This is a genomic window from Rhizobium sp. IBUN (genome assembly GCF_000510625.1).
GTDB lineage: Bacteria > Pseudomonadota > Alphaproteobacteria > Rhizobiales > Rhizobiaceae > Rhizobium > Rhizobium altiplani.
Genome location: NZ_AZNV01000001.1, coordinates 367,144 through 379,734, shown reverse-complemented (window position 1 = coordinate 379,734; position 12,591 = coordinate 367,144). Strand labels below are relative to the sequence as shown.

General features: G+C 61.2%; 11 protein-coding genes. 3 read left to right on the top strand and 8 right to left on the bottom strand.

Features of this window, described 5'->3' with window-relative positions; genetic code table 11:
- Window positions 1–2: 2 nt before the first annotated feature.
- From RHIBUN_RS0101740 to RHIBUN_RS0101725, 4 genes are all read right to left on the bottom strand, one after another.
- Window positions 3–962: an ABC transporter substrate-binding protein gene (locus tag RHIBUN_RS0101740; protein WP_025658165.1), complete on the bottom strand. Its 960-nt coding sequence runs from the start codon at window positions 960–962 to the stop codon at window positions 3–5.
- Complete coding sequence (locus tag RHIBUN_RS0101735) at window positions 955–2,070, bottom strand: ABC transporter ATP-binding protein (RefSeq protein WP_025658164.1); 1,116 nt, start codon at window positions 2,068–2,070, stop codon at window positions 955–957. The genes RHIBUN_RS0101740 and RHIBUN_RS0101735 overlap by 8 nt, the downstream gene beginning before the upstream one ends.
- A gap of 138 nt (window positions 2,071–2,208) precedes the next feature.
- Window positions 2,209–4,296, bottom strand: a complete 2,088-nt coding sequence (locus tag RHIBUN_RS0101730) for a M3 family metallopeptidase (protein ID WP_025658163.1) — start codon at window positions 4,294–4,296, stop codon at window positions 2,209–2,211.
- A 158-nt stretch (window positions 4,297–4,454) separates the two neighbouring features.
- Window positions 4,455–5,096, bottom strand: a complete 642-nt coding sequence (locus tag RHIBUN_RS0101725; protein ID WP_025658162.1) for a LysE family translocator — start codon at window positions 5,094–5,096, stop codon at window positions 4,455–4,457.
- Window positions 5,097–5,291: 195 nt separating this feature from the next.
- Between RHIBUN_RS0101725 and RHIBUN_RS0101720 the strand changes: the two genes are divergently transcribed.
- Window positions 5,292–6,476: a multidrug effflux MFS transporter gene (locus RHIBUN_RS0101720; protein ID WP_025658161.1), complete on the top strand. Its 1,185-nt coding sequence runs from the start codon at window positions 5,292–5,294 to the stop codon at window positions 6,474–6,476.
- 261 nt (window positions 6,477–6,737) lie between these two features.
- On the opposite strand, the gene RHIBUN_RS0101715 is transcribed toward RHIBUN_RS0101720, so the two are convergent.
- Complete coding sequence (locus RHIBUN_RS0101715) at window positions 6,738–7,961, bottom strand: argininosuccinate synthase (protein ID WP_025658160.1); 1,224 nt, start codon at window positions 7,959–7,961, stop codon at window positions 6,738–6,740.
- 186 nt (window positions 7,962–8,147) lie between these two features.
- On the opposite strand from RHIBUN_RS0101715, the gene RHIBUN_RS0101710 reads away from it, so the two are divergent.
- Together RHIBUN_RS0101710 and RHIBUN_RS0101705 are read left to right on the top strand one after the other, a co-directional pair.
- Window positions 8,148–9,002, top strand: a complete 855-nt coding sequence (locus tag RHIBUN_RS0101710) for an SDR family NAD(P)-dependent oxidoreductase (protein WP_025658159.1) — start codon at window positions 8,148–8,150, stop codon at window positions 9,000–9,002.
- Window positions 9,003–9,083: 81 nt separating this feature from the next.
- Entirely contained in the window at window positions 9,084–9,725 is a 642-nt protein-coding gene (locus RHIBUN_RS0101705; protein ID WP_025658158.1) for a LysE family translocator, read from the top strand.
- A 42-nt stretch (window positions 9,726–9,767) separates the two neighbouring features.
- Here RHIBUN_RS0101705 and RHIBUN_RS0101700 read toward each other — a convergent pair whose 3' ends face one another.
- The 3 genes from RHIBUN_RS0101700 to RHIBUN_RS0101690 form a co-directional block, all read right to left on the bottom strand.
- Window positions 9,768–10,562 (bottom strand): ABC transporter ATP-binding protein, encoded by a 795-nt coding sequence (locus RHIBUN_RS0101700; RefSeq protein WP_025658157.1) that lies wholly within the window; start codon window positions 10,560–10,562, stop codon window positions 9,768–9,770.
- Window positions 10,559–11,440, bottom strand: a complete 882-nt coding sequence (locus RHIBUN_RS0101695; RefSeq protein WP_016556625.1) for an ABC transporter permease — start codon at window positions 11,438–11,440, stop codon at window positions 10,559–10,561. Before RHIBUN_RS0101695 ends, RHIBUN_RS0101700 begins: the two co-directional genes overlap by 4 nt.
- Window positions 11,441–11,562: 122 nt before the next feature.
- Window positions 11,563–12,516: an ABC transporter substrate-binding protein gene (locus RHIBUN_RS0101690; protein WP_025658156.1), complete on the bottom strand. Its 954-nt coding sequence runs from the start codon at window positions 12,514–12,516 to the stop codon at window positions 11,563–11,565.
- Between the last annotated feature and the right edge of the window lie 75 nt (window positions 12,517–12,591).

Here is a 12,591-nt window from a genome sequence, read left to right as displayed (position 1 = left end):
CCTTACTTACCGCCGAAGGTGTCGGTGACCTGCTTCAGCGTTTCCTTCCGCTTGCCGTAAACGGCAGCGGTGTCGTACTTCAGCAGCTTCAGATCGCTGATCAGCGGACGGTTTGCCGGAATGTCGGTACGAGCCGGCATCAGCATCTGGTCGGCAACGAGCGTCTGGCCTTCGTCGGATAGCATGTAGTCGATGAACTTCTTCGCCTCGTCCTGGTTTTTCGACCAGTTGAGGATCATCGCCGGACGCGGCGCGATGACGGTGCCCGATTCCGGGAAGATCACATCGATGGCCTCGCCCTTTTCCTTGGCGTTGAGCGTTATGTAATCGACGGCACCGAAGACGGCAGCCTTCGCGCCCTGCAGAACCGGGTTCAGCGCTTCGGCATTGGCGCCGGCGATGATCGCGCCATTATCCTTCAGATCCTTGAAGAGCTTGAAGTCGTCCTGGCCCGCCAGAGCCGCCGTCAGCTCGAAGGACGAGCCGGATTGCGCCGGATCCGGAATATTGACGAGGTCCTTGTATTCGGGCTTCGTCAGGTCGGCCCACTCGGCGGGCTTCGGCGTGCCGCTCTTGGTGTTCCAGGCAATACCGAGCGCCGAGATGCCCTGGGCAACGGCCGTGTCGGTTTTCAGGAAATCAGGAACCCTGGCGGCGTTCGGGCTGGTGTAGGACACGAGCCAGCCGCGCTTGGCGAAGTCGGTTGCCGTATCCCAGGAAGCCGAAATGAGAACGTCAACGACCGGATTCGAGGCTTCGGCTTCGATACGGGCCATGACCTTGCCGGTCGTTGCCTGGAAAACATTGACCTTGACACCGGTCTGTTTGGTGAAACCGGCCGACAGCTTGTCGATCAACCCCTGCGGACCAGCCGTGTAGACCGTGATGTCGGCATGGGCGACGCCGGCCATCAATGTTGCGGCGAGAACGCCGAAAGTGATGCTCTTCAACGACTTAAGCATGCTCCAAATTCTCCTCTTTGGACAAATGAATTTCTTTGCCGAACCAGCGGATCTGGCCGGGATCGATCGACAGACCGAAGCCCTCGCCGGGCCGCAGCTTGGCGCGGCTCAAAACCTGCAATTCTATTGTCTCGGCGCCGACCAGAGAGACAGTCGCCAGATGGCCATCGCCGCGGAACTGCGAGCGCAGCACCGTTGCGGCAAGCGTGCCGGGCAAGATCTCTCCCGCTGTGATCGATGCTGTGGGAATGAGGACACGAATGGCGCAATCGACCCCATCAACGCTGCGCAACAGCGCAAGGCCGCTGCCTTTGAAGAACCAATGCTCATCGCGATATTCGAGCTCTGCGACGCCGCCGAGGCGAAGGAAGTCGGCAACCTCGGGCGTTGCCGGCTTCTCGATCAGCTCGTCGGGCGATGCCAGCTGCTCGATCAGCCCGCCACGCATGACGGCGACGTCGTCGGCCAGCGTCAGCGCTTCGCTATGATCGTGGGTGACATAGATTGCCGTCAGGCCGAGCGTCGTGATCAGCTCGGCCAGTTCGCCCACCATGTTCTCGCGCAGTTCGCGATCGAGATTGGACAGAGGCTCGTCGAAGAGAATGAGCTGCGGTTCGGCAACGATCGCTCGCGCGATCGCAACACGCTGCTGCTGGCCACCCGAGAGATCGCTCGGCCTGCGGTCAGCATAGGCGCCGAGGCTGACGCGTTCTAGCGCCCGCATAGTTCGGGATTCCCGCTCGGATCTGGCAATACCGCGCATTTCGAGCGGAAAGGAGACGTTGCCGCCAACAGTCATGTGCGGCCAGAGCGCATAGTCCTGAAAGACCATGCCGAGATTGCGTTTTTCCGGCGGCGAGAAGGCGCCAGTTGCGGCATCGGCAACGGTGCATCCGGCAATCGCGATAGAGCCCTTCGTCGGCGCGAGCAATCCGGCGACGAGCCGCAGAAGAGTGGTCTTTCCGCAGCCGGACGGCCCAAGCAGCGCCAGCGTCTTGCCCTCGGAAAGCGAGATATCAATGCCCTTCAGAACGGGCGTCGCCCCATAGTGCAATTCCACGCCGGCCGTCGAAACGGTCGCATTGGTCTCTGAAGGTTGAGGGGTCATGAAAAAACCGGCATCGGTTGAAAACTGATGCCGGTTGCTTATTGAGGTTCAGTGACAGTCATGTGACGACGAAATCAGATGTTCGTTATCGCCAATACTTTAGAATTTCCGCATTGACGATATCCAATACATCGCGTCTCAAGCATCGCTTCCGGACAGTTCTTCAAAGGTCGCGAGGCCCTTCTTGACCAGCATGGCATCCGGGCTCGGCAGCTTGCCGCGGAAGGCCTTGTAGGCATCTTCAGGGTCGATCGCGCCGCCGACGGAATAGATGTTGTCCTTGAGCTTGGCCGCCATCTCGCGATTGAAAGCGTCGCCCGTTTCCTCGAAGGCAGCAAAGGCATCCGCATCGAGAACTTCGGACCACATGTACGAATAGTAGCCGGCTGAATAACCGCCGGAGAAGATGTGCTGGAAGTGCGGTGAGGCATGCCGCATGACGATCGACTTCGGCATGCCGAGCTCAGACAGCACCTCTTTCTGCACAGCCATCGGATCCTCGACCTTGTCGCGGGTATGGAACGCCATATCGACAAGCGCGGACGAGGTGAATTCGACCGTATTGAAGCCGGAATTGAAGGTGCGTGCTGCCAGAACCTTGTCGAGCAGAGCCTGCGGCATAGGCTCACCGGTTTCGAAATGCACGGCATATTGCTTCAGGATCCCCGGCACCGTCAGCCAATGCTCGTAGAGCTGCGACGGCAGCTCGACGAAGTCGCGCGAAACGCCCGTGCCCGAAACCGAGGGGTAGGTGACGTTTGACAGCATTCCATGCAGCGCATGGCCGAACTCGTGGAACAGCGTGCGCGCATCGTCGAGCGACAGCAGCGCCGGCTTGCCTTCGGCGGGCTTGGCGAAATTGCAGACATTGTAGATGATTGGCAGTTCGCCGCTACGGCCATTCTTCAGCGGCAGCTTGTGCTGCGATTGGAACGAGCTCATCCAGGCACCCGAACGCTTGGAACTGCGGGCGAAGTAGTCGCCGAGGAAGAGTGCGACCAGCCTGTCTTCGCGATCGCGGATCTCGAACACGCGCGCATCGGGATGGTAGGCAGGGACACCCTTCTTCTCGACGGCGCGAATGCCGAACAACCGGCCAGCGACATCGAAGCAGGCGTCGATGATCTTCTCCAGCTGCAGGTAGGGCTTCAGCTCAGCCTCTGAGAAATTGAACCGCTGCGCCCGGATCTTCTCGGCATAGTGCCGCCAGTCCCAGGGCATGACGTCGTGGTTCTTGCCTTCATCAGCGATCAGCTTGGCGATGTCGGCTTCTTCCTCGCCGGCACGCTTGACGGCCTTTGCCCAAACCTCCCGAAGCAGATGGTTCACGGCGTCAGGCGTCTTCGCCATCGTATTGTCGAGCTTCAGTTCGGCGAAGTTGCCATAACCGAGGAGTTTTGCCACCTCGTCGCGAAGCGCAAGCGTGTCACGGATAATGCCGCGATTGTCAGTCGCGCCATCGTTTTCGCCGCGCGCAACCCAGGCCTTGAAAGCCTGCTCCCGCAAGTCCCGCCGCTCGGAGAAGGTGAGAAAAGGTTCGATGATCGAGCGTGACAGGGTCACGGCAAACTTGCCCTCTTCGCCACGCTCGCGCGCAGCCGCCGCCATCGCATCCTTCAGAAAGTCCGGAATACCGTCGAGGTCCGCGCCGTCGGAAAGGATCAGCGCCCAGCTCTTCTCGTCGGCCAGCACGTTCTGGCCGAACTGGGTGCCAAGGCCGGCAAGCTTTTCATTCATGCCCGCGAGCTTCTCCTGCTCGGGCTTCGGCAGCTTCGCGCCCGATTTGACGAAGCCCTTCCAGTGCCGCTCCAGCACGCGCGTCTGCTCCAGCGTCAGGCCGAGGCTTTCGCGGGCTTCCCACAAGGTATCGATACGCGCAAACAGCGCCGCATTCATGCCGATCTTGGAATAGTGACGTGACATCTTCGGCGAGATGTCCCGTTCGAGCGTCTGGATCGTATCGTTGGTGTGAGCACCCGCCCGGTTCCAGAACAGAGCCGACACCCGCGACAGCGCATCGCCGGCGATCTCGAGAGCAACGACGGTATTCTCGAATGTCGGCGCCTCGGGGTTATCAGCGATCGCGTCGATCTCTTTCTCATGCGCGGCAAGTGCTGCGTCGAATGCCGGCGCGAAGTCGCCGTCATTGAGAGCATCGAAGCGCGGCAGGCCGTGGAGACCGTTCCATTCGACAAGCGCCGGGTTGAATTCTGATGTGGAAGGCATGCGGAGATCCTCTGTGGCAGGCAACTGAACAGGCAATATAGGGAGGCACGTTCGCAATTGGTATTGCCGATCGGACGCACGTCCCGAGCCCGACTGCGAAAAGTTCACGGCAAGAGAATCAACCAATCGCTAGGGATTGAAGCAATCCACGCGCGATCTCAGGCCTTCCGCCAACCGAGTAGGCCCGGCGTCGCATGCCAGAGTGCCTGCACGGCAAAACCCATGAACAGCACGCCGGAGCAACGGACGATCAGCCGCTCGTGCGAGCGATAGAAACGCCGCACCGTGCCGGCACCGATAATCGTGACCAGGATCATGTCGGCAACGATGAAGCCCAGGAACGAAACGGCGAGCAGGAGCGGCAACGTATGAAACTGCAATGCGCTCGCCGAGCCAGCAACAAGGGCAGTAAACGTCGCCAGTGCCACAGGATATCCCTTGGGATTGGTCACCCCGAAGATCAGGCCGCGACGGAACGGCCGCTCCACCACCATCAAGGCCCGCCCGTCACCCTTCGGCTTTGCCCGCACGGCATTCCAGCCGATCCAGGCAAGGTAGAAACCGCAGAGAAGACCGAGCGCGTCGAAGACAAAGGTGCCAATCGTCTTCGCCCCGATGATCGCGATCAACGCCAGCGATGCCCACAGTAGGTCGCCGACCAGGTGACCGCTAACGAACAAGGCGCCTGCCCGGCGCCCCTGCCCCGCGCCGATGCCGAGCAGCGCCAGGAAGGCAGGCCCTGGAATGAGCACGTAGAGAAGGGCTGCCAGAAAGGCGCCCGCGAGCAAGGATTGCGTCATCGAGAAACTCCGGAAAGGACAGCCGCAGCTTATGCGCCAATCGAAGGGCGTCAAGCCATGATGGCAACCCATGAGATTTTTGAATTGCCGGATCACGCAGCTTCCGACAGAAGAAAAGCCGCAGCCTTCGCGCTGACCGCGCAAGAACCGAGTACCCCTATGCCCCCATTCAGGATGAGCGAACGGCGAACGAGCATGCTCGGCGCGCTTCTCGCAACCATCGGCCCGATCTCGATGTCGATCTATACGCCGGCAATGCCGGAGCTCGTCCATGCGTTCCAGACATCCGACTCGGCGATCAAGCTGACGCTGTCAGTCTATTTCGCCGGCTTCTCGGTTGCGCAGCTGCTTGCCGGTCCGCTCTCGGATGCTTTCGGCCGACGCGCGGCGACGCTGCTGTTCATCGGTATCTATGTGATCGGCAGCCTGCTTGCCGCCTTTGCGCCCGGCATCGAATGGCTGCTTGCCGGCCGGCTGATCCAGGGCATTGGTGCGTCTGTCGGGATTACGGTGGCGCGCGCCATCGTCCGCGACCAGTTCACCGGGACCGAAGCCTCCCGCATCATGAACCTGATCGGCATCATGATCGCCATCGGACCGGCGGCGGCGCCGACGATCGGCGGATTGGCACTCGCTGCCTTCGGCTGGCAGTCGGTCTTCTTCCTGCTGATCGGCTTCGGACTGCTGATCTGTTTTGGCGTGATCGTCTTCATGTTCGAGACGAGCGTGCCGGATCCGCGCCGCGCGCTCCCGGTTCCGCTGCTTCGCGCCTACCTGGAGCTTGCGCGCGAAAGTCGCTTCGTCTCCGCCTCGCTCGTCCTCGGCGGCTCGATCGGCGCACTCTATGCGCAGGCGACACTGCTCCCCTTCATCTTGATCAAGGTCGTCGGCCTGTCACCGACAGCCTTCGGCTTGGGAATGCTGATGCAGTCGGGTTCCTACTTCCTCGGATCCGTCTGCCTGCGCTACGCGGCGCCACGCTTGGGCGGCGACGGCTCCGTGCGCGTCGGGCTTGGCCTGCTCGGGCTCGCCGGCATCATGATCGCTCTGTCAGTCCATTTCGTCACGCCCTCCTATCTCTCGATCATGGGGCCGATCGCGTTCCTGGCCTTCGGACTGGCGTTCCTGACGCCGCATATGACGACCTCGGGCCTCTACCCCTTCCCGCATATCGCCGGCTCGGCATCCGCGATGATGGGCTTTATTCAGATGGGTGGTGGCTTTGCCGGCGGCGTCGCCGGTTCGCTGATCGGCATGCCGCTGCTCGCTTTCGGAACGGTGATCCCGATCATGTCGCTGATTTCGATCATGAGCTACGTCTGGTTCGTGCGCGCGTCGCGGCACGCAGCAAAGCTCCCTCACGCCACGTCGTGCGAATGAAAAGTGTCCGCACGACGGGCCTTCAGACTGATGAGGACGTGTTCTTTTTTGCGGAACGATCGTTTTATCCGTCATGCCGGCCTTGAGCCGGCATCCAGCGGCACCGCGTCTGCGGTGCGAAAGGCCTGTTGCGCGCAAAGACTTGCGCGTGCTGGACCCCGGCTCGTCGGCCGGGGTGACGACGGGTGGGGCATAAGGCTTTGTCAACAAGCGGAAGGCCCGCACGAGGCGGGCCTTCGATCTCTTGCAAGCTGCTCGCGATTACTTCGAGAGATTGCGCTTGGCGAGCGTGCGCAGGCGCAGCGCGTTGAGCTTGATGAAGCCGGCTGCATCCTTCTGGTCGTAGGCGCCCTGGTCGTCCTCGAAAGTAACCAGCTTGTCGGAATAGAGCGACTTCGGGCTCTCGCGGCCGGTAACCATGACATTGCCCTTGTAGAGCTTCAGCGTCACTTCGCCTTCGACATGCTCCTGGCTCTTGTCGATCAGCGCCTGCAGCATTTCGCGCTCCGGCGAGAACCAGAAGCCGTAGTAGATCAGCTCGGCGTAACGCGGCATGATCTCGTCCTTGAGATGCGCGGCGCCGCGGTCGAGCGTGATGGATTCGATGGCGCGATGCGCGGCAAGCAGGATCGTGCCGCCGGGCGTCTCGTAAACGCCGCGCGACTTCATGCCGACGAAGCGGTTTTCCACGAGGTCGAGGCGACCGATGCCGTTGTCGCGACCGTAATTGTTGAGCGCTGCGAGCAGCGTTGCCGGGCTCATGCGTACGCCGTTGATCGAAACGGCATCACCCTTTTCGAAGCCGACCTTGATGGTGGTCGCCTTGTCGGGAGCCGCTTCCGGAGAAATCGTGCGCATGTGCACGTACTCAGGCGCTTCCTGTGCCGGATCTTCGAGAACCTTGCCCTCGGACGAGGAGTGCAGCAGGTTGGCGTCGACGGAGAACGGCGCCTCGCCCTTCTTGTCCTTGGCAACCGGGATCTGGTGCGCTTCGGCAAAGGCCAGCAGGTCGGTCCGGCTCTTGAACGACCAGTCGCGCCACGGCGCAATGATCTTGATATCGGGGTTCAGGGCATATGCGGAAAGTTCGAAACGAACCTGGTCGTTGCCCTTGCCGGTGGCGCCATGCGCGATCGCATCGGCGCCGGTCTTGCGGGCGATGTCGATCAGGTGCTTGGAGATCAGCGGACGGGCGATCGAGGTGCCGAGCAGGTAGACGCCCTCGTAGACGGCGTTGGCGCGGAACATCGGGAACACGAAGTCCTTGACGAACTCTTCGCGCACGTCCTCGATGTAGATTTCCTTGATGCCGAGCAACTCGGCCTTCTTGCGGGCTGGCTCCAGCTCTTCGCCCTGGCCGAGGTCGGCGGTGAAGGTCACGACTTCTGCGCCGAGTTCGGTCTGCAGCCACTTCAGGATGATCGAGGTGTCGAGGCCGCCGGAATAGGCGAGGACGACTTTCTTTACGTCTTTGTGCGATGCCATGATGATGAGGTCCGTTGCAAGAGGGCAGCGGCAAACTCGCCACGCCCGGTATGGCTGGGCACTTTTAGCGAGATTGGCGGACGACGCAAGGGCAACGGCGGCTATCGGCGACCCAGATAATGTTTGACAGGCCGAAAGCGCAGCCCATATCTGCCAGCGTCCTGACAATGCGGAGGAGAGCTGGCCGTGACGAGAATCCAAGACATCATCAAGAAATCAAACGTCGCTGTCATCACCGGTGGCGCCTCGGGCATCGGACTTGCCGCCGCGAAACACTTTGCCCGATCGGGCATGAGCGTCGCCATTGCCGATCTCGGCGGCGATCGGCTGGCAGCCGCCGCAGAGGAACTGAAGACGATCTCGGGAGAGGAGCATGTGCTCGCCGTCGGAACCGACGTCGCACAGAAGGAGTCCCTCGAAGCGCTCGAACGGACTGTGATCCAGCGCTTCGGCCGAGTGCACATTCTCATGAACAACGCCGGCGTCGGCCCCGAGACGTCAATCTTCAGCGCCCAGGCTAATTGGGACGGGATTCTCGGCGTCAACCTGCTCGGCGTCATCAACGGCACGCGGACCTTCGGCCAGCACATGCTCTCGCATGGCGAACCGGGCCTGATCATCAATACCGGCTCCAAGCAGGGCATCACCACGCCACCTGGCAACCCGGCGTATAACGTCTCGAAAGCCGGCGTGAAGGTATTCACCGAAGCGCTCGAGCATGAATTGCGCAATACCGAGGGCTCGAAGATCTCCGCTCATCTATTGATCCCCGGCTTCGTCTATACCGGCCTCACCAAGGGCGATCGCGCCGAAAAGCCGGCTGCCGCATGGACGCCGGAACAGACTGTCGATTTCATGATCAAAAGCCTGGAACGCGGCGACTTCTACATCCTCTGCCCCGACAACGACGTCGCCCGTCCCGTGGACGAACGCCGCATGGCCTGGGCGATGGGCGACATCATCGAGAACCGCCCACCGCTGTCGCGCTGGCACAAGGATTATGCCGACAAGTTCAAGGCCTATCTCGAACGCAAGGAATAGGTCGTATTAGAAGGTTTGATTAGACATTTTCTGAAAGCCGGATATGACGGCTAAGCTTTCATCCGGCTTTCAGAGTGTACCATGAGCTTCCTGCCCAGCTTTCCGACCCTTCTCGCCTTTGCAGCCGCGACCCTGCTGCTCGCTGCGACGCCCGGCCCTGACATGACGCTGTCCATCAGCCGCGCACTGGCGCAGGGCAAGAAGGCTGCGCTGTTCGTCGTTCTCGGTACGAGCCTCGGTATCGTCGTTCACACCATGCTGGTCGCCTTTGGCGTTTCGGCACTGATCACCGCGTCGCCGACAGCCTTCCTGATCCTGAAGACCGGCGGTGCTGCCTATCTCCTGTGGCTCGCCGTCCAGGCGATCCGCTTCGGCTCGAAGTTTTCGGTCAACAAGGTCGAAACGGCAAAGGGCACGCCGCTCGCCAACGTTTCCTCGGGCTTCTGGGTCAACCTCCTGAACCCGAAGGTCATTATCTTCTTCATGACGTTCCTGCCGCAGTTCGTCAGCGCCGGCGATCCGACGGTGACGCAGAAGCTGCTGTTTCTCGGCTTCTGCTTCATCCTGATCGGCATGCCTGTCAACGCGGCCGTGGTCTTCGCGGCCGACTGGCTCGCCGGCTGGCTGCAGACCAACAAGAAAGTATTGCGCGGCATGGACTTTACCTTCGCCGGTGTCTTTTCCGTCTTCGCGGCAAAAATCCTGCTGACGCAGGCGCGGTAAGCGATCGCCGGGAAGCTCTGGCTTCCCGGAAGCTGTCTATCTTCAGCCGATCAGCAGCGCGTCATCGTCCAGGGTCTGGCCGCGCATCTTGCGGAACATCGCGATCAGGTCTTCGACCTGCAGCGTCTTGCGGCTGTCGCCGCTGACGTCGAGAACGATCTCGCCACCATGCAGCATGATCGTCCGGTGACCATAATCGAGCGCCTGCCGCATGGAGTGCGTGACCATCAGCGTCGTCAGCTTGCGCTCCGAGACGATCTTCTGCGTGAGGCCCATGACGAACTCTGCCATGCCAGGGTCGAGCGCTGCCGTATGCTCGTCGAGCAGCAGCACTTCGGAGCCGGCAAGCGTCGCCATCACAAGCGACACCGCCTGACGCTGACCACCCGATAGCAGGTCCATGCGGTCCCGCATCCGATTCTCGAGACCGAGATTGAGCTCGGCAATCCGATCGCGGAAATGTTCGCGCCGCTTCGGACCGAGCGCTGATACGAGCCCGCGCCTTTCACCACGACGCGCCGCAAGCGCAAGATTTTCCTCGATCGACAGCGAGCCGCAGCTTCCCGTCAACGGATCCTGGAAGACACGGGCAACGAGGCCCGCGCGAGCGGCCGTCGATTTGCGCGTGACATCGTTATGGCCAATGAGAACCTGGCCTTCGCTCGCGAGAACATCACCGGCAAGAACGCCAAGCAGCGTCGATTTGCCGGCGCCGTTCGAACCGATAACGGTGACGAACGAACCTTCCTCGATGGTCAGGCTGACGCCGTTCAGCGCCTGTTTCTGCAGCGGCGTGCCCTTGCCGAAGACGACCTTGATGTCCTTGAGCGTGATCACGATGCGGCACCTCCGCGGCGAAGACGGGGAAGAATAAGCGCTATTGTAACCAGAACGGCCGTCACGAAATTAAGGTCCGACGCCTGCAGCCCGATGACATCGGTCGAGAGTGCCAGCTGGATGGCGATACGGTAGAGGATGGAGCCGAGCACGCAACCGACCAGCGCGATCAGCAGGCCACGACGACCGAGCAGCGTTTCGCCGATGATGACAGCCGCAAGACCGACGACGATCGTTCCAACGCCCGAAGTAACGTCCGCAAAACCGTTGGTTTGCGCGAAGAGCGCGCCACCGAAGGCAACCAGCGCATTCGAGATCGCCATGCCGAGATAGATCTGGCGGCTTGTGTCGACGCCCTGCGCGCGCGCCATGCGAGCATTCGCACCCGTCGCGCGCATCGCCAGACCCGAGTCGCTTTCAAGGAAGCGCCAAACGACGATCACGGCAACCACCACAAGAACGCCGACGAAGAGCGGTCGAACATAGAAATCCCGCAGGCCATGGCCGAAGAACGGGCTGATCATCGTATCCGCATTGATCAGCGCGACGTTGGGCTTGCCCATGACGCGTAGGTTGACCGAGAACAGCGCGATCATCGTCAGGATCGACGCAAGCAGGTTGAGGATCTTGAACCGCACATTGAGCATCGCGGTAACGAGACCTGCCGCAGCACCCGCGACCATGGCGATAAGCGCAGCAAGCCAGGCATTGACGCCAGCGATGATCAACACCGCCGTTACGGCAGCACCGAGAGGAAAGGAGCCGTCAACCGTCAGATCCGGAAAATCCAGCACACGAAATGCGAGGTAAACGCCGAGCGCCACGAAGGCATAAACCAGCCCCAGCTCCACGGCTCCCCAGAATGCGATCTGACTCAAGGCTCATGCCCTTTCTTCTGACTCCGTCCGCCTGTTACCGGACCCAAGTTTTTAATACCATCAGCCGCCCCCGCGTTAAACGGGAGCGGCTGGATGGCTGGTTTTTCCCAAATATGCTGCGATCAGTCGATCGTCTTCGTCGCGCGCTTCAAGACGCTTTCCGGAAGCGTGACGCCCATCTTGGCGGCTGCACCCTTGTTGACGACCAGGTCGCTGCCGGCAGCAACCTTCACCGGAATGTCGCCCGGGTTTTCACCCTTGAGGATGCGAACGACGATTTCGCCCGTCTGCTTGCCGACATCGTAGTAGTTGAAGCCGAGCGCCGCGACCGAGCCGCGCGAAACGGAGTCGGTATCCGCCGTGAAGAGCGGCAGCTTGGCTTCCTCGGCAACGGCAACGGCGCCTTCGAGTGCCGAGATGATGGTGTTGTCGGTCGGAACGTAGATCGCATCGGCACGTCCGACGAGCGCGCGAGCAGCCCCCTGCACTTCAGCGGACTTGGTGGCGGCGGATTCGACAACCTTCAGGCCAGCCTTGTCAGCCTCCGCCTTCAGGACGGCAAGCAACGATACGGAGTTGGCCTCACCGGAGTTGTAGAGGTAGCCGATCGTTTTGACGTTCGGCAGGATTTCCTTGATGAGCGCAAGATGCTCGGCAACCGGGGACATGTCGGAAAGGCCGGTGACGTTGCCACCCGGCTTGTCCATATCCTTCACGAGCTGCGCGCCGAGCGGATCGGAAACGGCCGTGAAGACAACCGGAATGTCGCGCGTTGCGGAAACGACAGCTTGCGCTGATGGCGTGGAGATCGGAACGATAACGTTCGGGCCCTCGCCGGCGAACTGGCGGGCGATCTGCGCAGCCGTCGCCGGGTTGCCCTGGGCCGACTCGAACATGAACTTCAGGTTCTCGCCTTCCTTGTAGCCGGCGGCCGTCAGCACATCGAGGACACCCTTGCGTGCGGCATCGAGAGCCGGATGCTCGACGATCGCCGTGACCGCGACGGTCACGTCTTCGGCCTTGGCAGGAAGGGTCAGGGCCAGCGTGGCCGCGACAGCAAGCAGAATTGAACGCATTGGGTATCCTCCAGACATGATTTTGGCCCGCTTCTAGGAAAAGCAGGCCATGAAATCAATCATAAGAAAACACTG